This is a genomic window from Candidatus Chryseopegocella kryptomonas, assembly GCF_001536065.1.
Classification (GTDB): Bacteria; Bacteroidota; Ignavibacteria; order Kryptoniales; family Kryptoniaceae; genus Kryptonium; species Kryptonium kryptomonas.
In genome coordinates this window covers 89,198-110,812 of record NZ_CZVW01000006.1, presented here as the reverse complement: position 1 = coordinate 110,812, position 21,615 = coordinate 89,198, and the positions used below count along the sequence as shown (strand labels likewise).

17 protein-coding genes and 1 tRNA gene are annotated in these 21,615 nt (G+C 37.1%); 4 read left to right on the top strand and 14 right to left on the bottom strand.

Features of this window, described 5'->3' with window-relative positions; genetic code table 11:
- Positions 1-202: 202 nt before the first annotated feature.
- Positions 203-1,240: a tetratricopeptide repeat protein gene (locus AWW83_RS03860; protein ID WP_092348773.1), complete on the top strand. Its 1,038-nt coding sequence runs from the start codon at positions 203-205 to the stop codon at positions 1,238-1,240.
- A 65-nt stretch (positions 1,241-1,305) separates the two neighbouring features.
- A complete protein-coding gene (locus tag AWW83_RS03855; RefSeq protein WP_092348771.1) occupies positions 1,306-2,607 on the top strand; it encodes a GAF domain-containing sensor histidine kinase in 1,302 nt (433 codons plus the stop codon).
- A gap of 56 nt (positions 2,608-2,663) precedes the next feature.
- Here the strand turns inward: AWW83_RS03855 and ftsE are convergent, their stop codons facing one another.
- Genes ftsE through AWW83_RS03840 form a run of 3 tightly spaced genes read right to left on the bottom strand, consistent with a single transcriptional unit; the run spans position 2,664 to position 5,390 of the window.
- Positions 2,664-3,323, bottom strand: coding sequence for a cell division ATP-binding protein FtsE (ftsE, locus tag AWW83_RS03850; RefSeq protein WP_092348768.1), 660 nt, complete (start codon positions 3,321-3,323; stop codon positions 2,664-2,666).
- On the bottom strand, positions 3,316-4,068 hold the full coding sequence (locus tag AWW83_RS03845) for a class I SAM-dependent DNA methyltransferase (protein ID WP_092348765.1): 753 nt from the start codon (positions 4,066-4,068) through the stop codon (positions 3,316-3,318). The genes ftsE and AWW83_RS03845 overlap by 8 nt, the downstream gene beginning before the upstream one ends.
- Positions 4,065-5,390 carry a M24 family metallopeptidase gene (locus AWW83_RS03840; RefSeq protein ID WP_092348762.1) on the bottom strand — a complete coding sequence of 442 codons (1,326 nt, stop codon included), beginning with the start codon at positions 5,388-5,390 and terminating at the stop codon, positions 4,065-4,067. Before AWW83_RS03840 ends, AWW83_RS03845 begins: the two co-directional genes overlap by 4 nt.
- Positions 5,391-5,521: 131 nt before the next feature.
- On the opposite strand from AWW83_RS03840, the gene AWW83_RS03835 reads away from it, so the two are divergent.
- Positions 5,522-5,596: transfer RNA gene (locus AWW83_RS03835), tRNA-Arg, on the top strand.
- Between the two features lie 4 nt (positions 5,597-5,600).
- Here the strand turns inward: AWW83_RS03835 and AWW83_RS03830 are convergent.
- From AWW83_RS03830 to AWW83_RS03790, 9 genes are all read right to left on the bottom strand, one after another.
- Positions 5,601-6,665 (bottom strand): radical SAM protein, encoded by a 1,065-nt coding sequence (locus tag AWW83_RS03830; RefSeq protein WP_092348760.1) that lies wholly within the window; start codon positions 6,663-6,665, stop codon positions 5,601-5,603.
- A gap of 38 nt (positions 6,666-6,703) precedes the next feature.
- Positions 6,704-8,197 carry a M16 family metallopeptidase gene (locus AWW83_RS03825; protein ID WP_092348757.1) on the bottom strand — a complete coding sequence of 498 codons (1,494 nt, stop codon included), beginning with the start codon at positions 8,195-8,197 and terminating at the stop codon, positions 6,704-6,706.
- Positions 8,194-9,522, bottom strand: coding sequence for a M16 family metallopeptidase (locus AWW83_RS03820; RefSeq protein ID WP_092348796.1), 1,329 nt, complete (start codon positions 9,520-9,522; stop codon positions 8,194-8,196). Before AWW83_RS03820 ends, AWW83_RS03825 begins: the two co-directional genes overlap by 4 nt.
- Positions 9,523-9,587: 65 nt before the next feature.
- Entirely contained in the window at positions 9,588-11,603 is a 2,016-nt protein-coding gene (locus AWW83_RS03815) for a S9 family peptidase (protein ID WP_092348754.1), read from the bottom strand.
- A gap of 15 nt (positions 11,604-11,618) precedes the next feature.
- A complete protein-coding gene (locus AWW83_RS03810) occupies positions 11,619-12,653 on the bottom strand; it encodes a glycosyl hydrolase family 18 protein (RefSeq protein ID WP_092348751.1) in 1,035 nt (344 codons plus the stop codon).
- 12 nt (positions 12,654-12,665) lie between these two features.
- Positions 12,666-13,577: an NAD(P)-dependent oxidoreductase gene (locus AWW83_RS03805; protein ID WP_268761454.1), complete on the bottom strand. Its 912-nt coding sequence runs from the start codon at positions 13,575-13,577 to the stop codon at positions 12,666-12,668.
- Positions 13,578-14,714 (bottom strand): M23 family metallopeptidase, encoded by a 1,137-nt coding sequence (locus AWW83_RS03800; protein WP_234697237.1) that lies wholly within the window; start codon positions 14,712-14,714, stop codon positions 13,578-13,580. It abuts the gene before it with no gap.
- Entirely contained in the window at positions 14,662-15,894 is a 1,233-nt protein-coding gene (gene thiI, locus AWW83_RS03795) for a tRNA uracil 4-sulfurtransferase ThiI (protein WP_092348742.1), read from the bottom strand. Before thiI ends, AWW83_RS03800 begins: the two co-directional genes overlap by 53 nt.
- 60 nt (positions 15,895-15,954) lie before the next feature.
- Positions 15,955-17,211 carry an amidohydrolase family protein gene (locus AWW83_RS03790; RefSeq protein WP_092348739.1) on the bottom strand — a complete coding sequence of 419 codons (1,257 nt, stop codon included), beginning with the start codon at positions 17,209-17,211 and terminating at the stop codon, positions 15,955-15,957.
- Between the two features lie 81 nt (positions 17,212-17,292).
- On the opposite strand from AWW83_RS03790, the gene AWW83_RS03785 reads away from it, so the two are divergent.
- On the top strand, positions 17,293-17,787 hold the full coding sequence (locus AWW83_RS03785; RefSeq protein WP_092348736.1) for a Spy/CpxP family protein refolding chaperone: 495 nt from the start codon (positions 17,293-17,295) through the stop codon (positions 17,785-17,787).
- A 44-nt stretch (positions 17,788-17,831) separates the two neighbouring features.
- Here AWW83_RS03785 and rlmD read toward each other — a convergent pair whose 3' ends face one another.
- Both rlmD and AWW83_RS03775 read right to left on the bottom strand, forming a co-directional pair.
- Positions 17,832-19,262, bottom strand: coding sequence for a 23S rRNA (uracil(1939)-C(5))-methyltransferase RlmD (gene rlmD, locus AWW83_RS03780; RefSeq protein ID WP_092348733.1), 1,431 nt, complete (start codon positions 19,260-19,262; stop codon positions 17,832-17,834).
- Positions 19,263-19,377: 115 nt separating this feature from the next.
- A complete protein-coding gene (locus AWW83_RS03775; RefSeq protein WP_092348730.1) occupies positions 19,378-21,600 on the bottom strand; it encodes a polyribonucleotide nucleotidyltransferase in 2,223 nt (740 codons plus the stop codon).
- Positions 21,601-21,615: the final 15 nt, after the last annotated feature.

Sequence of the window (21,615 nt, the reverse complement as noted above, 5' to 3'; positions counted from 1 at the left end):
AAAACAAGCTTTTTTGATAAAATAGTAGCCGTCGCCCGCAGATACTGCGGGGACGACTTCCTTAAAAAAATTTGAAGAGAGCATCAAAGAACGAGAAGAAAATCTCGTTCTTGATCTGAAAGAAGCAAAAGACAAAGTTCAAGTTGAACCCGAAATTCAAGATGAAATAATAGCCGAGATTAAATTTGACACTTTGTTAAGTTTGTCCGGTGAAATTCTTGAGCCGTATAAGTTCATTCAGATGTGTTTTGATATAGGAGATATTTGTTTAACATATGGTGAATTTGATAAAGCGGAGAATTGTTTTCTGCTGGTTATAAAAAGAGCTGGAAAAGGTCGTGAATTTGAAGAAGCAAGAGCGAAGGCATATGTAAAGTTAGGCGAAGTGAAAACGAAGCAGAATGAATTGAACGATGCTATATCAGCATTAAAACAAGGGATGAAAATTTACCAGAAGTTGAAAAATACGGATGGAGTTGCGCTATGCGAAAATGGTCTTGGGATAGCGTTTTACGAAAGCGGTCGCTATGATTTCGGGACGAGTTATTTTAATCAAGCGTTGAAGAAGGCTGAGAAGACGAAAAATGAGGAACTCATTGCGCGACTTCACATAAACCTTGGAATAATTGAGAGCATGCGTGGAAATTGGGATAAAGCGATATCTCATTTCCAGCAAGCACTGCCACGGCTTGAGAAAAGAGGCGATGCCTTGCGGCTTGCTCAAACATATCACAACATCGGGATGACGCTCATTCATAAAGGTGAATTCAAAAACGCAATAAATGAATTTGATAAAAGCATTGAACTTGCGCAGAAACTTGAAGATAGTTATATGCTTGCTCTCGCTTATCTTGGGAAAGCTGATGCTTATGTTCATTTGAAGGATTTACCTTTGGCGACCGCTTACGCAACCCGTTCGCTTGATATATTTTACAAAATTGGAGACAGGCAAAGCATTGCAGACGCATATAGAATTCTTGGCGTTATTCAGCTTGAACGAGGCAATTTACATCTTGCGGAAAGCTATTTTAAAACTGCGATTGATTTAAATCTTGAATTCAAAAACTGGCTTAATCTCGGCGAAACATACTATGAATTGAGTCAGCTTTATAAAAAGCAGGATGATATTGCAAAAGCGCGTGAATCGTTGAGCTCGTCTTTGAAATACTTTAAAAAGATAAAAGTGAAATCATACATCGCCAGAATCCAAGAAGAATTAACAGCGTTAAAATCAGCTTAAGTTAATCAACCGGCGGTTCTTCGTGGAACCGCCGGCTTTTAAAAATTAAATTTGGTTTAATCAAAATGATTGAAAATGTGGACATATTTGAAGAAGTCAGAAAGAAAATCACCGATGTAAAGAAAAAAATTGAAGAGCTTGAGGGGGAAAAGCACAGAAATCTTGAAATCATCCTTAATGTAGTCAAAGCCATAAACTCCTCACTCATACTTGAAGATGTTTTGAAGATAGTTCTTGACAATTTAATTTCGCTTGCAAAAGCTGATAAAGGATGTTTGTTTCTTGTAAATGGAGAAGAAGTTTTAAAATGTGCTCTTGCGAGAAACTCAAGGGGGGAAACAATTAACGAAGAGGCAATCTCCTACAGCAAAAGCATAGTAAATGATGTTTATTTAAGTGGCGAGCCAATAGTAATTGAAGATGTGTTAAATTACAGCGACTTTATGAAAAAGGAAAGCGTTGTCGCTTTGAATTTAAAAACAATAATTTGTGTTCCGCTTACGGTTGATTCAGAAAGAATTGGAGTTGTTTATGTGGATAGCAATCGTGTTTCAGAAATTAACAAAAATGAAATACTTCAACTTTTTGAGATACTTGCTGGTCATGCAGCAATTGCAATTAGAAACGCTAAACTTTACGAAAAACTTTCAAAAGCGTATGCTGATTTACAATCTGCAAATGAAGCGATGATAAAAGCAGAAAGAATGGCAACACGTGGAGCGCTTGCTTCCGAAATAGGGCATGAACTCTCAAATTACCTCACAATTATTTCCATCAATGCAAAACTTATTTCGCGTGAGATAACAAAAATTTCACAAGATGAAAGATTAAATAATTCCCTTTCATCTCTTCTTTCTGGCATAAATAAAATGAAATACTTCATCAGAGGTTTGCTTGACAGTGCCGAGATGAAGCCAAACAAACAGCCATCGGACATAAACAGCATAATCCGCGACACAATTCAATTTGTCCAGCCATTGTCAAGATATTCAACTGTTAAATTTATTGAAGAACTTGACCCTGAATTGCCGATTGTAAATGTTGATCCATTCCAGATACAGCAACTTTTGATAAATCTTTACAAAAATGCAACTGATGCAAGAAAAGATGCAACAATAATAACGAGGACATATTTTGATAAAGAATTCAACAGAGTTGAGATAAGAGTTGCTGACAACGGTCCAGGCATCCCCCCAGAGGTCAGAGAAAAACTTTTTAACATAAACTTAACGACAAAACCCGGAGGACACGGCTACGGTCTTATGATCTGCAAAAAAATAGTTGAAAATCACAACGGAAAGATAGAGTTAATAAGCGAAGTTGGAAATGGAACGGAATTTATAATTTCAATTCCGATTGATTCTTAACACGAAGAAGTTTCAACGGCGCTCGGGGACATTGGGAGGCTAAGTGCCTCCCTTTTTTATTTTCGTGGAACGAGAGCATAATTTGATATTTGATAAACTTTTGCTCCTTTAACCATCTCAATAAGTGAATAATTATGCGTTGCCATGATTACGGAAGTCCCACGAAGATTAATTTTCATCAAAAGTTCAATTATCTCAAAAGATGTGTCAGGGTCAAGATTTCCTGTCGGTTCATCTGCAAGGATTAAAAATGGCTCATTGACGATGGCTCTTGCTATTGCAACTCTCTGTTGCTCACCTCCAGAAAGTTCATCAGGCATGCTGTTTTTCTTATGGCTTAAACCAACTTCTGCAAGAGCCATTAAAACTTTTTTGTTAACTTCCTTTCTCTTCGCACCTGTCACATAAAGAGCGAAAGCAACATTTTCAAAAACATTTCTATCATCAAGCAATTTAAAATCTTGAAAAATTATCCCAAGTCGCCTTCTCAAATACGGAATTTGTCTTCTTTTTATTCTTTTTGAATCAAATTTTCCAACGATAACCCTACCACGATTTGGGAATATATCCATATAGATTAACCTTAAAAGCGTGCTTTTCCCTGAGCCAGTTGGTCCAGTTATGAAAACGAATTCGCCATCCTCAACTTTGAAATTTAAATCTTTAAACACGAGATTATCTCCAAACCAAACGGATACATTTTGAAACTCAACCATTTCGTTTTTCCTTTTTCTTTAAAACAAAATGAACCCTTTCTGAAAATTCACTTGCTTGAACAAAAGAAAAATCATCAAAACAAGCAAGCATCTCAAAACAACCAGAATTTTTAATTGCGTCTTCAATTTCAGAAATTTTGTAAATCTGTTGAACATGCCTTTCAAAAAATTTCTCTCCGTTAATTTCAATCTCAAATTCGTTTATGTGCTTTCTCTCATCTCTCAAGTAATAACTTCGCCTCACATATTTAAAATTGCGGTGTTTTTCGCTTAAATTCATCAAAATTGCATTCTGAATTGAATTATACTCGGTTGAAATGTCAAAAATAAAAATCCCTTGATCATCAAGCGAACCCCAAACATTTTCAAAAAGTTTGTAAAAGTTTTCAATTCGTGGCAAATAATTTACACTATCATAAAGGCACAAAGCAACATCGTATTTTTTATCCGTTTTAAAATCCAGCATATCCGAGACAAAAAACTTAACATCATCACTTTTTACTTTCATCTTTGCCTTTTCTATCATTTGCGCTGATGAATCAACTCCATCAACTTCAAAGCCCTGTTTTTTCAAAAGCAAGATCATCGTCCCTGTCCCGCAGGCAAGATCAAGAATTCGTTTTGCTTTCGGCTGAAAATTTTTCATCAGTTTCGTTATGTATTTTGACCACCTTTTATAAGGGACATCACGCATCACAAAGTCATAAATTTCAGCAAGTGCGGTATACGGTTCAGTTTGAATCATTTTATCAAGATTAATTCTTTTTGTGGCGTGCTCAAAAATTCAGCGCCAGTTTCAGTTATCAAAACATCTTCTTCAAGCCCAATTCTTAAGTATCCATTTCTTTCCTTGCTGTAAAGATAAACAGACGGTTCAAGTGCAAAGATTTGCCCGGGCAAAAGTTTATAAAACGGTTTCTTGCCGTATCTATCTTTCCAATTTGGACCAAGTATCGGACCTATTTCGTGAGTTGAATAACCGATGACATGACCTGCTGCGTGAGGATACTCTTCATATCCAGCAGACAAAATCACAGCTCTTGCTGAACTATCAACTTCAAATCCAGTTGCTCCAGGTTTCATTTTTTTAAATCCTTCTTCAATTGACTTAACATTTGTTTCAAACATTTTCAAAATGTAATCCGGCGGTTGCGTTTCATCTTCTCTCAAAACATAAGCCGTTCTCTGAATATCCGTGCAATATCCGCTCAAATTTATCCCAAAATCAATCGTTATCAAATCTCCACGCTGTATCACATAATCCGATGGTTCAGAATGACCACGCGTTATTCCAGCGTTAACACTTGGACAGCTTTCTTCTTCCCACGATGGACCAACGCCGTAATCTCGCATCAACTTCTTAATGTAATTCGCAACATCTTTCTCAGTTGTTTTCCCAGGTTTTATCACCTCATTTGAAAGCGCTTTTGAAATTATTTCTTCAGTTATCTTCACCGCTTCCCGCATTATTTCAATCTCTTCTGGCAATAGCTGACTTCTGTAAGCAATCACAATGTTTTCCGAGGAAATAAATCTTTTTGCAAATTTTTCACCAAGTGTGTTTTTAAGATATTCAAGCATACTGGCAGTAAGACCATCCGCGATGGGTGAATCCTCAGAGATGTTAAGTGCAATCTTTTTCGGGTTAATCTCTTCAACAATTTTTTTCAAATGTGGAGCAAGACCTTCCTTTTTATATGAAATCACTGTGTCATAAATCCCGGACTTTTGAATTGGGTCAACATCGTAGCTTGCGCATATTGCGATTTTTTTGAGATTTTTATCTTCATTGACAAAGATAAGAGCGGTTTTTGCAACTGCTTTATCGGCTGATAAATCTTTCGCAAGCGGGTCAACCGCATACTCACGGGTTAGAACAATCCACATATCAATGTTTTCATTTTTCATCGTTTTAAGAACAAATCTGTCAAGTTTAATTTTCTTGATCTCAAAAAATTTTTCTTGCGACATGCGTTTTATTTTTCTCGGCGTTTGAACAGGGGTTTCCCTAACGCACGAGCTTATGTTGAAAAGCAAAAGAATTAACAGTGCAAAAATAATTTGCATTTTCCATTTTCCTTTTTTGTTTTTCTCGGTTTTAAGTTAGCAAATGTGATTTAATAAAGCAAAAGAGTTGAAATTGTGTCAAAGGTTGATTTTTTGGGTTTGATTTTTTAATTTTTAATAAGCATTTACCCGCCCCTGTAGCTCAGCATGGATAGAGCAGCGGTTTCCTAAACCGCGTGTCGCAGGTTCGAGTCCTGCCAGGGGCACTTTTTAACTTAACAGATGTATGTTCCCGATGTTAATTCTTCTTAAACCCGCAGATACAGCTGCGTTGAAACACTCTGTCATCAATTTTCTACTTGTCGTTGGAAGGTCGCTTAAATAAAAGTGAGGATAAAACGCAAGAAGCGAATATGGGATATCGGGGTTAATTTCGCTTATAAATTTCGCAATTTTATAAACTTCCTCACCATCAATATATCCGGGGACTACCAGCGTGCTTGCAACAACAAGCGGTGGCTCGGGGCGTTGGTCTATAAAACCACAAGCAAACTCAAAATTTTCAAGCACTTTTTTATTGCTCACACCGCAAAGCGCAATGTTTAAATTTTCGCTATACGCCTTTAAATCAAACTTTATACATCCGCCTGATTCAAGAGATAATTTAACAGCGACATCAAGAAATTTTTTGTTCATATTTCCATTTGTCTCCCAGCAAATGCGAATGTTTTTATTCCGTTTCAGAATTATTTTTGATGTTCTAATTGCGTGAATTATTTGAGTTGATGGATCTCCACCAAAATAACAAACACAAAATGTTTTTTCATCAACGACATCTGCAAGTTCGTCAGATGAAATTTTCATCGCCCTCTTCACATCTGTTTCTCTAAAATGCCAGTTTTGACAGAACAAACAATTGAAACTACAACTTCTATAAAACACCGCAAGATTTTTCATTCCCCTTTGTTTAGAACCATCGCAAACCCAATCAGCGACACAATTTGTCGGAAGTGGATCAAAATACCAATCAAGCAGTCCATCTTTTGCAGTTCCAGCGAGATGAGAAAGCTTTCCGTTTATATTCATCCTTAAACCACAATAGCCAAAGCTATTTTCTGGGATTATGCATTTGTTTTCGCAGATTTCACACTTAACACTTTTAAGCGAGTTTGAAGATGGAATTTCAGAGGTAAGGTTAAATTCTGCCCTTGTCTTTTTATGAATGGATAGAATTTTATCAAGGACATTGTTTTTATTTGAGCGGATGCAATCAATACAAGCATTTAGAGTTTTTGAAACAAGTTTTTCTCTACCGCAAATTTCACATTTTTTCATTTTAAAATCGGGCGGGAAAATCCCCGCCCATAACTTTTTTACTTTTCAAAAATTTCATCAACAGGGACAATGCGGAAATTTTCAAGTTTTGCGTTAAGTTTATACTCTTGAATTATTTTATCCTCGTCAAGTATTGATTGAGAAACAGGGCTTACATAACTAATCGGGCTTGGTTTATTTGAAACCAAATCTTGCATGTATGAATTTGCATCTTTCGTGACAGCGACAATTTTTATGTTTTCAAAATTGAGATACTTCTTTATCGCATTGTTGACATCTTCAACTGTTAACTTCGGTAGTTCTTTTTGAATTTTATCAATGAAATACTCAATCCCGTACCAGTCAGAGTCCATCATATAGCCAAGGCGTCTGTTAAGCGTTTGAACCCAGAGCTTTGAATAGTTAAGTAAAAATTCCCTCGTTGATTCAAAGTCCTCTTTGCTTAAACCATTTTTGACAAGAATTTCAAGTTCTCTTATCGCCTGTCTTAAAACAAAATGCCTGTTTTTATTCTCAACAGGTCTTATCCAAACGCTAAAATACTGATGTCGTCTCGGAATGTTCGGGACTGGAAAAGTTGAACCCCCATCTTGAACGAAATGTTCAATATATGAATAATCTCCGTAATTTAAACCACGCTGTCCTCTTATCTTTTGCATCAAAATTCCGTTAAATGTCCTATGTTCACCAAAATATGAATTAGCGATCATCAATGCGTAAAAATCTTTATGCGAGCGATTTATCGGGATTGGAAATCCAAACGAAATTGCTGTTGAACGTGTTTCTTTTTCAATCAGTAAAAATTCAAGTCCGTTGATTCGCTTTGGTTCGGGGAGTTCAACTTGTTCTGGTTTTCCAGGTGGAAGTTTTGAGAAATCTTTTTTTATTCTCTGGATCAAACTTTTAGGATAACCACCAGCAATTCCAAAGACAATGTTACCCTGTGTGAAATATCTTTTGTAAAATTCTTTAACATCTTCAAGCGTGATATTGTTTAACCCTTGCACCGTTCCAAACTCAGGCGATTGATAAGGATGACCTTCGTAAATAAACGAAACGAGTGCTTGTTTCCCAAGTTCCTCATCATTTCCGGTTCTTATCGTCGCTTTGATATAATTCAAAAGCAAATCTTTGTTTCGCTTGAAATCGCCTTCATCAAATCTCGGATTCAAAATCAAATCGGAGAAAATTTTATAAAATTTTTCAATATGGTCTCTGTGCACTTCTCCAATTATTACGCTAACCTCTTTGTCAAACTGATAGTTTATCCTTGCTGCCCATGGGTAAAGTTTTTCTTGAACTTCTTTATATGTTAATTCCTTCGTTCCACCTTGCGCAAGCATCAAAATAGTTAAAGCATTCAAACCTTCTTTCCCTTTCGGGTCATTTATTGAGCCCGTTTCAATCATAACTCTGAATGTTATTATCGGATAATTTGGACTGTAAAGTTCTTTAATCCTTATTTCCGAATTTTGGGCGATTGAAAATGCGCTGAATAAAATCATCAGAGTAATTAATTTTTTTGCTCTCATTTTTTCTCCTCCGTTAATGTTACGATTGTTCTATTTTGAGGCGTGAGATATTTTTGAGCGGTTTTCATAATATCCTGCGGTGTTATCTTGTCATAAAGAGCGTAAAGTTCATTGACAGATTCTGGATCACCTGTAAGTTGGAAATAATGTCCAACTGTGTAAGCGACGCTATTTGGATTATCAAGCGACATAGCAAACGAGTATTTTAGATAAGATTTGACTTCATCAAGCCGTTTCTTTGAAACTGGTTTTGTTTTCAATTCTTCAATTGCATTGAAAATTTCATTCTTGACAGAATCAATCAAACTTTCATTTTTAATTCTTGCCATAATGATGAACAGGAATGGATCTCTTCGGTCTGGCGCATCGCCGTTTATGAAGTCAACCCATTGCTTTTCTATGACAAGTTTTTGATAAAGCGGTGCGGTTTTTGAAAATAAAAGTTCAACAATTAAGTCAAACGCTGCACGTTCAACATTTTTAGTTGAAAATTCTGGAATGTGATACCCAATTGCAAGATAAGGCAAAGTTTTACCTTTCCAAGGGATATGACCAACTTTTTCTTCTGTTTGCGGCGGTTCAACAGGGATTTCAGGTTTGTAATTTCCTCTCTTCCAGTTTCCATAGTATTTTTTGACAAGTTGAATCAACTTATTTTGATCAAAATCTCCAACCACAACAATTGCACAATTTTCGGGACGATAATAGCGATCAAAAAATTTCAAACTGTAATCATACTGGTTCGGCATATCAAGAATGTCCTTAAGAAATCCAATTGTCGTGTGCTTGTATGTGTGAGTTGTAAAGGCAAGGTCTTGAAGTTTTTCATAAAGAGCAAGAAATGGACTTGAAGCGCTTTTGTTATATTCACCAAGTATTGCTCCTGCTTCTGTTTTAAATTGTTCCTCCGTGTATTTTAGATTCATAAAACGATCCGATTCAATATCAATTATTGTTTCAAGAGCGTCACTGCTTGCGACGATGTGATATGCAGTCCAATCTGCGGTTGTAAAGGCGTTTGAATCAGCGCCGAGCCGTTTTAAGATATCATTGTAAACTTGTTCAGGATATTTTTCCGTGCCACGGAACATCATATGCTCAAAAAAGTGCGCAAAACCAGATTTCCCAGGCTCAACTTCATTTCTTGAACCAGCTCTGACAACAGTGTAATACGCAATTATCCCAGGTGAATCAAAGGGAACAGATAAAACTGTTAAGCCATTGTCAAGGACAACTTTGTTAATTTTGAACGGAAAAATTTTGTTTTGAGCTACTGAAAAGGTGGAAAGCAAAAGCATCATAACGAGGAAAATTGATTTTTTCATTTTAGTTTCAAATTTTGTTTGCGTGTTTGTTTTAATTTTAATCTGAAAAGAGAAAATATCAAAAATCATTTCACTCCTGTTAACTTCGCGTCTCTTCCAAGGTGTTTGTTAAACCAGGAAATTATTCTTTTGCCAATGTCCGCGATAAATTTTGGCTCTTGGACACCGTGTGGAGTTCTTGGATAAATTATCATCTCGGTTGGACAACCCTGTCTTTTAAGAGCATTGTAAAATTCTTTTCCCTGAGAAATTGGAACTCTAACATCAACTTCACCGTGGATTATCTGCGTTGGCGTTGTAACACCCTTTACATTGAATATAGCCGAATGTTTCATATAAACATCAAGCCGATCCCAGAATTCACCGCTGAAATAATCAGGCAAGAAACTTGGAATATCAGCTGTGCCTGTGAAGCTAATTAAATTTGTCACGCCTGCTCCAACGCTTGCTGCTTTAAATCTTTTCGTCTTCGTCACGATAAACGATGTCATATATCCACCGTAGCTCCATCCAGCAACGCACAAACTTTCTGGATGAACAACTCCCATTTCAATCAACTTATCCACACCAGCCATCAAATCGTCATAATCCCCAAAGCCCCAATCGTTGTAATTTGCAAATCTAAATTCTTTTCCGTATCCACTGCTTCCTCGTGGATTTGGTCTTAGGACGACATATCCTTCCTGTGCAAAAGCTTGAATTGGATAAACTGCACCAGCAGCTGTGAAAGTTTGCGTGAAAACACCAGCAGGTCCACCGTGAACAAGCAAGACAAGCGGATACCTGCGACCCTTTTCATAATTCACAGGATAAGTTACAAGCCCTTCAATCTCAAATTTTCCATCTTTTGACTTCCATCTTAAAATTTCTGTTTTTCCCATTGGCAACTTCGGAAAATCAGAATTTACATCGGTTAATTTCTTCGGTTCAAACTTTTTTAATGAAGTGACATAAACATCCGGCGGGATTTCGGGATTTTGATAGACAAATGCCATTGTGCTTCCATCATAACTGAATGAAACGCCTGTGTAATTTCCATCATCTGGAGTTAAAGCTCTCGGTTTCCCGCCATCAACAGGCAAAGCCCAAACCCGCTGTGAAGTTCTGTATGCTTCACTTACATAAACTTCTTTCCCATCTCTTGACCATCCAATGATTCTGCAATTCTCATCATATGTCGGCGCTAACCTCTTTGCTTCTCCACCAGTTGCTGGAATCACATAGACATATCTTAACCCAGCCCATTTTATTTCTCCACCATCTGATTCAAAAGCAATCCATTTTCCGTCTGGAGAAAACCTTGGATTCGCATCTGAACCTTTCCATTTAACAAGTGGCTTGATTTCTCCGCTATCAGATGGGACTATTGAAATGTCAGAGGTTGTCCATACATCAGCGGTTGGATTTACTTGATGTGAAAAAACTATAAACTTACCATCGGGAGACCAGTCAAAAGATGTTATGTGAAACTCACCTGATGTTAAACGCTTAACTTTATACTCACCTCTCTGATCTTTTTCAAGTGAGACGATGTAAAGATGAGCATATTTATAATTTTTATCAACGACAACCATATCAAGCTTTTCTTTCTTCGCTTTTATCTCTTCTTCTGTTTCGGGATCAGCGCTTGTGAAGGCAATTCTTTTTGAGTCAGGAGCCCAGCGATATGAAATTACGCCCGACTTAACTTTTGTTATTTGCTCCGCTTCACCGCCTGTTAATCTCAAAATCCAGATTTGATTTTTGCCGTCGCTTCCCCTTGCCGAGAGAAAAGCAAGATATTTTCCATCCGGCGAAAAAGATGGGGAAGTGCAAGATTTTTCGCCAAATGTAAATTGATAATTCATTTTTCCATCTGATGAAGCAACCCAGATATGCGTCAAATACTCTGATTTTTCACCTTCCATCAAAGGAACAGAAACAGTGTATGCAATTAACTTTCCATCCGGAGAAATCGCTGTTTCACCAACACGCTTAAATTTTATCATTACATCTGGCGTCCATTTGTCCTGCGAAAGCAAATGGCTTGAAAAAGTAAGTGTTAAGAAAAGCAACCAAAGTTTAAATCTTTTTGCTTTCATAATTTACCTCCATTTTTAGTTTGTTAAGAATCCTTTTGGTTTGAGTTTAAGTTCAATAATCTTCCAAAATTCATCTGGCTCACCATCAAGTCGCCATATAGCAATTCCAGCAAGTCCATACTTTTCAACAAGTTTTAATTTTTCAGACAAACTTCTTTCATCCTCAAAGTAAATCACATTTTCAACGCCATTTTCGTCTTTGAATTTAAAATAAGGCGATTTCGCTTTCCCATCCCATTTCTTTTTCAGATTATATTTTGCTATAACTTTTTGAAGTTCGGGATAATAAATTCCTCTTCCTTGCGAATTTCCAACCCACCATCTTCCGTAGAAAGGAATCCCAAGAATGATTTTCCGTGGTTTTATCCCTTGCGAAATTGCAAATTTTATCGTCTCTTCAACCCACCATTTAGGCGCAACAGGTCCAGGCGGATCAAGTCGTCCTGAATAATCATAAGCCATTATGATAAAATAATCAACGACTTCACCTAATTCTGCGTAATCATAAACCCCAGCCCAACCTGTAAATTTTTCCTGTGTCTTTGAGACGACATCAACGCTTACAATTTTTCCATAATTGTGAAGTTTTGCACATACAAGTTCAACAAATTTCGTGTATCCATCGCGAACACCGATGAACGGACCTTCAAAATCAAGATTTATTCCAATGTAATTTCCATCAAGAACAAATTTCAAAATTGAATCCGCAACTCTTTCTCTCGTCCTTGGGTCTGAAAGTAGGGCTTCCGCAACATCAACTCTAAACCCGTGATTTACAACGAGAGGCATAACAGGAAGATCGTTTTGAAGTGCAAAATTTAACAACCCTGAATCTATATCTGCAATTACATTCCCAACGCTGTCAATTCTCAACCATGTTGGCGAAACTATTGACACAAGAGATGAATTTTTCTGAAGCGATAAAAAACTTGTGCTATCGGATTTGACAACCCATGCAATTACAACCTTTGGCTCATACTCAAACGGCGGTCGTAAAGTCGCACAAGACGAGAAAATGAAAATTAAAACAGCGAAAATTTTCAATCGCATATTTTCTTCTTTTTAAATTTTCAAACCCGCAAACTCAACAATGACTTTGTAAACAGCCGAGTAATCCTCATTCTCATAACCTTTTGAAATCGCACTTACATAAAGCTCACGAATCGCACTCAAAATTGGAAGTGGAACTTTCAAATCTTGACCTGTTTCAAGAGCAAGATTTATGTCCTTCAATATGTGTTTGACATAAAAGTTCGGTGCGAAGTTTCCATCTATTATCGTTTTTCCCTTACTCTGATACATTGCCGAATTTAGAGCGGAATTTTCAAGGACTTCAAGAACTGTTTCTTTTGAAATACCTGATTTTTCAGCAAGCACAAATGCTTGTGAAAGTGCGATGATCATAGTTGCAATCATTGAGTTCATCGCAAGTTTTAAATTTGTCGCCTTTTCAACGGAATCAAAAATCCACAATCTTTTTCCGAGGACTTTAAAAATTTCTTCACACTTTTCAATTGCCTCTTTATCACCACCTGCGAAAATCAACAAAGTTCCATCGCCTGCTTGAGTTTTGCTCCCAAGAACAGGAGCGTGGATAAAATATGATTTGTGAGATTTATATTCGTTGTAAAGTTTTTTCGTCGTTGCTGGTGAAATTGTGCTCATATCAATATGAATTAAACCTTCTCTTATGCTTGCGAAAATTCCATTTGTCCCGAAAACAACCTCTTCAACAGCTCTTGAATCCGCAAGCATTGAAATAACCACATCGCAATTTTTAGCAACTTCAGATGGCGAATTAGCGATTGTAAAACCAGAAACATCAAGTTTTGAAATTTTATCTTTCGTTCTGTTGTAAATGACAAGTTCAAAGCCATTGTTCAAAAGTCGCTTTGCCATCATTTCCCCCATTATCCCGAGACCGATGAAACCAAGTTTTTTCATTTTACTTTTGAAATTTTGTTTTTGTAAAATTCACTTTACAAAAATCATAAACTTTGAAGCGACATATTCACCTGCAAAAATCGTATAGACATAAACTCCGCTTGCAAGCCCGCTTGCGTCAAAAATTGCGTAATGTAGCCCCGCTCCTTTTTCTTCATCAACAAGCGTTTTAACTTCTCTACCGAGCAAATCATAAATTTTCAACACAACATGACTTGCTTCCGGAAGATAAAATCTTATCACGGTGCTTGAATTAAATGGATTTGGGTAATTTTGATAAAGTTCAAATTTATCCGCAATTATTTCGCTTTCTTTAACCTCAGTTGTTGGGTCAGCGCAGACAACTTTACCATCTCTTACTGTTACAATTCTTGTGTAAAGTTCATTTAACGCTGTTATCGTGTAAGTTCCGGGTTTTACTTCACCAATTGCGTAATTTTCTTGATAAATATCATCGCTTCCGATGTAAGGATCGTTGAAATTGTAAGTCAAAGCGTATGAGAAAGTCGTGTAAGGTGGTCTCGGCTTCGGGTCGGGCTTTATATCTACCCTTGTTGAATTCGGTGCATTTGGAATTTTACCGTAAATTGCGCCTGTTCCACGCATTGAAAACCATAGTTCCGGGTTTCTTCTTGTCCTGTATGCATCAAAACGAGGTGTCCCAAGCCGAATTTCAAAATGCAAATGCGGTCCAGTTGAATAACCAGTGTTGCCAGAAATTGCAATTGGTTCGCCAGCTTTTACACTGTCACCTTGATTTTTCAAAGGTTTTGATAGATGTCCGTAAAGCAAATATAAATCTTTCCCTTCCCATCGTCCTTTGATGAAGATATAATTTCCAGCGCCGTTTGGTTCAAAACCTCCAACTGTATCATACGGATTATAAGCAACAAAATAAATGATCCCATCACAGGCAGAATAAACTGTGTCATATCTTACAAGGATATCAACCCCAGCATGCGCCCTGTTTTGGGGATCGCGAATGTTTGGCTCACCATAAAGATAAGAACCATTGATTTGAATGTGGTCGGGAACAGGTCGTTTTAAACGAAAAGTTTGGGAATAAAGCAATTGCGCGAAGATGAGAAAAAATGTTAAAATTTTTAGCACTCGTTCAATCTTCAATTTTTTCAAGTATATCTTTGTTAAGAAATTCAGCATAGACATTTTCAATTTCAGCATTTGAAAGCGACATATCAACGAGCTCATCCCAGTTGAGTTTTTTCTCAACTTCAAATATCTCGTCAAAATCAGCCCATGTCTCAGGATGTCTCCCCGTTAGAAAACTACAACAATCATCGTAAGGTTGACTTGAAATTTCATATGTTCCTATCTCACGCGCTTTTTGAATTATCTCTTCTTTATCAATCCCAATCAAAGGTCTCAAAATTGGAAACGTTGCGATTTGATTTATGACTCTTATATTTCTCAAAGTTTGAGAAGCAACTTGACCTAAACTTTCCCCTGTGACAAGTGCCTCCGCTCCTTCTTTCTCCGCAATTTTTTCAGCAATTTTTATCATCAATCTTCTGTATAAAATTGTCCTCAAACCAACGGGGGCATTTAAAACGATGATTCTCTGCGCTTCCGCTATTGGGACTATGAAAAGTTTTGAATGGAATTGAAACTTTGTTAAGATTTTCACCAACTGTTTAACTTGCTCAATTGAATCGTAAGAAGTGTATGGATAACTGTGATAATGAACGAATATAACCTTTGCCCCCCGCTTCATCATCATATAAGATGCAATTGGCGAGTCAAAACCAGCCGAAAGCAATGAGACAACTTTACCACTTGAACCAACCGGAAGCCCGCCCGGACCTTTGAATCTATCAGCATAAACATAAACTTCCTTATCAACTATCTCAATGTGAACGCTTACATCTGGATTTTTTAAATCAACGCTAACTTCCTTACCTTCATTCTTAAACTCTTCAAGCAAATAAGCCCCAACTTGACGATTCACCTCAACGGAATTCAAAGGAAATCTTTTGTTCTGTCTTTTCGTCTTTACGCTAAATGTCTTAAAAGTTTTATTCTTCAAAACCTTTAAACTCGCCTCGCATATTTTCTCAATATCAAGCGCTGTGACGACACCAATCCCAAAATTCGTCAATCCAAAAACATTGCTCAATCTTGATTTCACAATTTCAACTTTTTCCGTCTCTTCAAATCCAAATGGGAGAACAATTTTCAAGCGTCCATATCCTCGCATCACCATATTTTGCTTAACAATGTCAGAAAGCATAAAAGCAATGTTAGTTCTCAATTTTTTCTCAAAAATTTCTCTATTTCGTTGTTTAAGCGCAACCTCGTGATAATGGCATATCACAACCGCTGAACTCATCGGAAATTTTCGGCTGTTTATTTTTCTGGTAATAAAAATATCTCAAATCGGAGTTAAAAGTCAAGCCAACCTCCCGCAGATACTTGACTGAAATATGAAATCGTAAATTTCACTTTTCTTTAAATCTTTTGGGATTATGAAATAAATCAAATCCGCATCTTTCCCCTTTTCAATGCTACCGCAGTAATCACCAAAGCCAAGCGCAACTGCACCATTTATTGTTGCCATCTTTATCAATTCAACATCACTTACATCAGGATAAAACTCTCGTGCAAACTTCAACTCGTGAAGTATGTTCAAATCACGATTGCTTGCGATGCTATCCGTCCCTATGCAAACATTTATCCCACTGTCAAGAAATTTTCGCACCGGCGCTTTGCCAACTTTTAAAAAGAAATTGCTCCTCGGACATGTGCAAACGCTCACACCCCTTCGGCTTAAAATTTCAATGTCTTCTTCATCAACATTGACACAATGAACTGCGAGAGTATTTTCATCAAGGAAACCAATTTGCTCAAGATATTTTACAGGCGAAACTCCTGGCGCTTCCCATTTTGGATCAAAGGCATCTCTTTGAATTAAAAAATTGCGGAAAAATCCAGTCCCCTGCTTCAAAAACTCAACCTCCTCAACTGGCTCGGCAAGATGAACGCTTGTCTTTGATGAACCATTGAAATTTTTTATCAATTTAAAAAGTCCTTCAGATACGGAATATGGAGCATGCGCAGACATTGAAACTTTAAAATCTTTCTGCAAATTATGTTTTCGCACAATGTTGTTTATATCTTCAATTAAATCTTTCACAACATCAAAAAATTCTCTACCCCTTTCTTCTTTGAAGGCTATCAACTCAATGAAAATTTGAACTTTCAATGGAACTCTCAAAAGCAGTGTTATCAACTTCGCCGTGTTTGAAACATCTCCAATTGCGACTGTCCCGGAGTTTATAACTTCATCAATTCTTCGCTTAACAGCATTTTTAAATTTTCTCTCGGATAAAAATTTTAAAAATTTTACACTTGCAAACCTACCCTTGAAAAATTTGTTTCGCTTTTTCACAACTTCCCAGAGCCAATCTTGAAAACTTTTTGCTTCCTTAAACTTTAAATTTGAAAGTTCAAGATGTGTGTGCGCATTGACAAATCCAGGCATTATCAAAGCATTTTTCAAATCAAACCTTTTCTCAATTTTATACTTTGAATCAATTTCCTCACGAGCCCCAAAATCAATGATTTTATTCCCTTCAATTACAACTGCACCATCTTCAATTATCTCGGAAGTCACAGGCAAAATGTATTTCGCATAAAAAATCCTCATCGCTTCAAAATTAAACCTTTGTGTTTCAAATCACATCTAATTTAGTGAAGACACAAAGATAAAACAAAAAAGAGAAAAGCCATGAAAGCAAGAACAATAATAATAGCGGTTGCACTTCTACTTATCGCATCAACTTCATTCGCACAAATGTTTGGTCCGAGGTTTGGATTCCTTCCGGACGATGGTATATGGCAAAGAGGAATAACCCGACTTTATGATGAGCTCAAACTTACAGATGAACAAAAATCAAAACTTCAAAATCTATTTTTTGAATTTCGCAAAAATCAAACTGATATTGCAAGCAAGTTAAACAAAGCAAGAATTGAACTCCAAGAACTCCTCTCATCCGAAAAGCCGGATAAGTCAGCGATTGACAAAAAGGTTGATGAAATCTCTGGCTATATGAAAGAGCTCAACAAAAACAGGGTAAATCACTGGCTTAACATTCAGCAGGTTCTGACTCCGGAACAGAGAAAAATTTTGAGAGAAAAATTTGGATTTGGTTTCGGTTTTCGTGATGGTTTTTATGGCTGGGGTAAACCCAAAAGAGGGTTGCGATTGCACCGATGCTGGTAAAAGCAACTGAAACCTCCCCAAATTTTGGGGAGGTTTTTTATTTTTTACAAACCACGGGATAATTTTAAAAGCGCTACACTTTCAATGTGATATGTGTGGGGAAACATATCAACTGGCTGTATAAGCTCTATCATATAATTTGGCTCGTATTCAATCAAAAGTTTTATATCTCTTGCTTGCGTTGTCGGATTACAACTCACATAAACGATTCTTTCGGGTTTAATTCTTGAAATTGCTTTGACAACATCAGGATGCATACCTGAACGAGGCGGGTCAATGATTATAACATCTGGCTTTGGGGTCTGACGCATCCAAGATTTATCAGTGTAAAGTTTTTCTCTTAAATCACCAGCGATAAATTTACAATTTTTGATCCTGTTTATCTCTGCATTTCTCCACGCATCTTCAACAGCGCTTTCAACAAGTTCAAGTCCAATGACATTTTTAACAAATGATGACACAAAAATTGATATCGTCCCTGTGCCAGAATAAAAATCATAAACAACATCATCGGGTTTGAAGCTTGCAAACTCAACAATTTTTTTGTAAAGTTTTTCCGCCTGTCTTGTGTTCGTCTGGAAAAATGAGTTTGAAGAGATTTGAAAAATGTAATCCCCAAGTTTTTCAGTGATAGTTCCATTGCCGTGATAAACTCTTTCATATTCACCAACTGCTATTTGTGCCTTGCGAGTATTGATGTTATTCACAACTGTTGTTATATTGGGGAATTTTGAAAGCAAAGAATTTGTGAATTCGGACATTATTTCTGCGTTATCTTCAAATGTCACAAGGTTAACCATCACATCCCCTGTGTTTTTGCCTTCTCTTATCGTAAGGAAACGAAGATAACCTTCGTTTTTTTCGCTTGAATAAATCGGGATATTTTTTGATTTGAAATAATCTCGTGTGAAATTTAAAATTTCATTGCTTAACTCCGATTGCAAAAAGCATTCGTCAATGTCAAGCACTTTGTCAAATCTATCTGGAAGATGAAACCCTAAAGCAAAGTTTCGGTCAATTTCATCTATATTTTCAATTTCTTCTTTTAGAAGCCATCTTTGATCGGAGAAAGAGAACTCAATCTTGTTTCGGTAAAAGAAGATTTCATCAGATGGAAGAGTGCCCAAGACAATTTCATCAATTCCTTTAAAACCACCGATTCTCTCAAAACTTTCAATCACATGGTCTCTTTTGAATTCAAGTTGTGCATTATATTCAAGGTTTTGCCATTTGCAACCACCGCAAACGCCAAAGAATTTACACTTTGGTTCAACCCTTAAACTTGATTTTTGAATTAATTCAACTGGTTCTGCTTCTGCGTATGATTTCTTTAATTTCGTGATTTTAACTTTGACTACATCTCCGGGGACAACATTTCTGACAAAAACAACAAAACCATTGACTCTTGCGATGCTCTTGCCTTCAAAAACTGTTTTTTCAATTTTTACTTCAATTTCGCTCCCTATTTGAAACATTTAAACTTTCAACTGCTTTTTTGGTGAAAAATTTTTGATGTCAGAGAAAATTTAAAGCGGTGGCGATTAAAAACAAAAAAGAAGCAACCTGTGGGTTCTGGGAAACCCACAGATTTTATTTTCTCGTTCTATGCTGTGTGGTTTGGTGAGCGGTATGCTGGCGTTGTGCGGTGGTCTGCTGTCTCTGTGGTGCTTCTTGCTTTGGAATAAGCGACTTCCTGCTCAATGTAAATCTACCCATATCATCAACTGTTAATATCTGCACTTCAACTTCATCACCAACTTTCAAAACATCTGATACCTTTTCAACTCTTTTATGATCAATCTCCGAGATATGCAAAAGTCCAATTTTACCCGGCAAAATTTCAACAAAAGCTCCAAAATCAGCAATTTTCCTCACAATACCTTTATAAACTTTTCCAACCTCTGGAACCTCCGCAAGTTGCTCAACCATTTGCTTTGCCTTTTCACACGCTTCTTTATTTGGTCCACTTATCCAAACCAAACCATCATCTTCAATAAAAACTTCTGTTCCAAATTCTTGCTTCATCATTTTGATATTTTTCCCAGCAGGACCTATAACCCAGCCGATCATTTCAACAGGAATTCGCGTTGTCATAAGACGAGGTGCATAAGGTGAAACCTCTGGTCTTGGTCCCGGGATAGTTTGTTCAAGTATGTCAAGTATCTTCATCCTTGCCTCTTTCGCCTGTTCCAGAGCTCGCTCAAAAATTTCATAACTTATACCGCTTATCTTTATATCCATTTGAAATGCGGTTATACCATCGCGCGTTCCAGCGACCTTAAAATCCATATCCCCAAGCCGATCCTCGTTCCCGAGTATATCTGTTAAGATTGCAACTTCATCACCTTCTTTGACAAGTCCCATGGCGATACCTGCAACATGTTTTCTCAACGGAACTCCACCATCCATAAGAGCAAGCGTTCCAGAACAAACTGTAGCCATTGATGATGAACCGTTTGATTCAAGAATATCAGAGACAACTCTTATCGTGTATGGAAATTCTTCTTCAGGCGGAATTAAATTTTTCAAAGCTCTTTCAGCAAGATTCCCATGTCCTATTTCTCTTCTACTTGGACCTCTAAATGGAGCAACTTCACCAACAGAAAACGGCGGGAAATTATAATGAAGCATAAATCTTTTCGTATACTCAGGCAAAAGACCATCAATTAACTGCTCATCCATTTTCGTTCCAAGCGTAACAGTTGCAAGTGATTGAGTTTCACCACGTGTAAATAAAGCAGAGCCATGAGTTCTGGGCAAAACCCCAACTTCCGCCGTTATAGGTCTAATATCATTTAAACCACGACCGTCAATTCTTTTGCCTTCTTTCAAAACCATATATCTCATATCAAGTCGTTCAATTTCCTCAATCACCTGTTTAATCCAAAATTCAAGCTTCGGATAAAGTGAAAGCAGTGGAATTTGATTTCCGTTTTCATCCTGGACGAGTTCAGATGCATATCTTTGCTTTAAAGCTTCAATCGTCTCCTGTAAAATTAAATCCATTTTCTCCGCTCGTTCAAGTTTTTTGAGCGGAGTTCTGTTAAGTTCTTTAATCCGTGCCTCAGCAAGTTCTTTCACATCATTTAAAATTCTTTCGGGTATTTCCTCTTTAACGATTTCTCTTTTCGGCTTTCCAATTTCTTTTGCAATTTCAAGTTGAACTTCACAAATCTTTTTTATGTATTCGTGCGCAAACTTTATCGCCTCAACCATATCTTTTTCTGAAATCTCCTTCGCTTCGCCTTCAACCATAACGATTGAGTCAATCGTTCCAGCGACAACAAGATCAAGATCGCTCTTTTCAAGCTGAGATATCGTCGGGTTTATAACAAATTCACCGTCAATTTTTCCAACCCTTACCTCAGCTATAGGTCCATTCCACGGAATATCAGAGATCATAAGCGCAGTTGAGCTTGCAATTCCACCAATTACATCGGGATCATTTTCAAGATCAAATGAGAATACGGTGACTGTAACCTGCGTTTCGCACCTAAATTCTTTCGGGAAAAGAGGTCGCAATGCTCTGTCAATTAAGCGAGCGGATAAAATTTCTTTTTCAGTTGGCTTTCCCTCCCTCTTTTCAAATCCACCTGGAATTTTTCCAGCTGCTGATGTCTTCTCACGATATTCAACCGAAAGAGGCATAAAATCAATATCTTCTTTTTGCTCCTCTTCTGCAACCGCAGTCGCAAGAACCATTGTATCCGCATATCTTACCATAACTGCACCATCTGCCTGCTTAGCATACTTTCCTATTTCAAAAGAAAGAATTCGCCCACCAATTTCAATTTCCTTCTTAAGATACGACATAGCCACACCACCAAC

What these genes read in the sequence shown, in the direction of transcription:
- AWW83_RS03855 (WP_092348771.1), top strand. Translation starts at nt 1,306, where the DNA reads ATGATTGAAAATGTGGACATATTTGAAGAAGTCAGAAAGAAAATCACC.
- ftsE (WP_092348768.1), bottom strand. Translation starts at nt 3,323, where the DNA reads ATGGTTGAGTTTCAAAATGTATCCGTTTGGTTTGGAGATAATCTCGTG.
- AWW83_RS03845 (WP_092348765.1), bottom strand. Translation starts at nt 4,068, where the DNA reads ATGATTCAAACTGAACCGTATACCGCACTTGCTGAAATTTATGACTTT.
- AWW83_RS03840 (WP_092348762.1), bottom strand. Translation starts at nt 5,390, where the DNA reads ATGCAAATTATTTTTGCACTGTTAATTCTTTTGCTTTTCAACATAAGC.
- AWW83_RS03830 (WP_092348760.1), bottom strand. Translation starts at nt 6,665, where the DNA reads ATGAAAAAATGTGAAATTTGCGGTAGAGAAAAACTTGTTTCAAAAACT.
- AWW83_RS03825 (WP_092348757.1), bottom strand. Translation starts at nt 8,197, where the DNA reads ATGAGAGCAAAAAAATTAATTACTCTGATGATTTTATTCAGCGCATTT.
- AWW83_RS03820 (WP_092348796.1), bottom strand. Translation starts at nt 9,522, where the DNA reads ATGAAAAAATCAATTTTCCTCGTTATGATGCTTTTGCTTTCCACCTTT.
- AWW83_RS03815 (WP_092348754.1), bottom strand. Translation starts at nt 11,603, where the DNA reads ATGAAAGCAAAAAGATTTAAACTTTGGTTGCTTTTCTTAACACTTACT.
- AWW83_RS03810 (WP_092348751.1), bottom strand. Translation starts at nt 12,653, where the DNA reads ATGCGATTGAAAATTTTCGCTGTTTTAATTTTCATTTTCTCGTCTTGT.
- AWW83_RS03800 (WP_234697237.1), bottom strand. Translation starts at nt 14,714, where the DNA reads ATGTCTATGCTGAATTTCTTAACAAAGATATACTTGAAAAAATTGAAG.
- thiI (WP_092348742.1), bottom strand. Translation starts at nt 15,894, where the DNA reads ATGAGTTCAGCGGTTGTGATATGCCATTATCACGAGGTTGCGCTTAAA.
- AWW83_RS03790 (WP_092348739.1), bottom strand. Translation starts at nt 17,211, where the DNA reads ATGAGGATTTTTTATGCGAAATACATTTTGCCTGTGACTTCCGAGATA.
- AWW83_RS03785 (WP_092348736.1), top strand. Translation starts at nt 17,293, where the DNA reads ATGAAAGCAAGAACAATAATAATAGCGGTTGCACTTCTACTTATCGCA.
- rlmD (WP_092348733.1), bottom strand. Translation starts at nt 19,262, where the DNA reads ATGTTTCAAATAGGGAGCGAAATTGAAGTAAAAATTGAAAAAACAGTT.
- AWW83_RS03775 (WP_092348730.1), bottom strand. Translation starts at nt 21,600, where the DNA reads ATGTCGTATCTTAAGAAGGAAATTGAAATTGGTGGGCGAATTCTTTCT.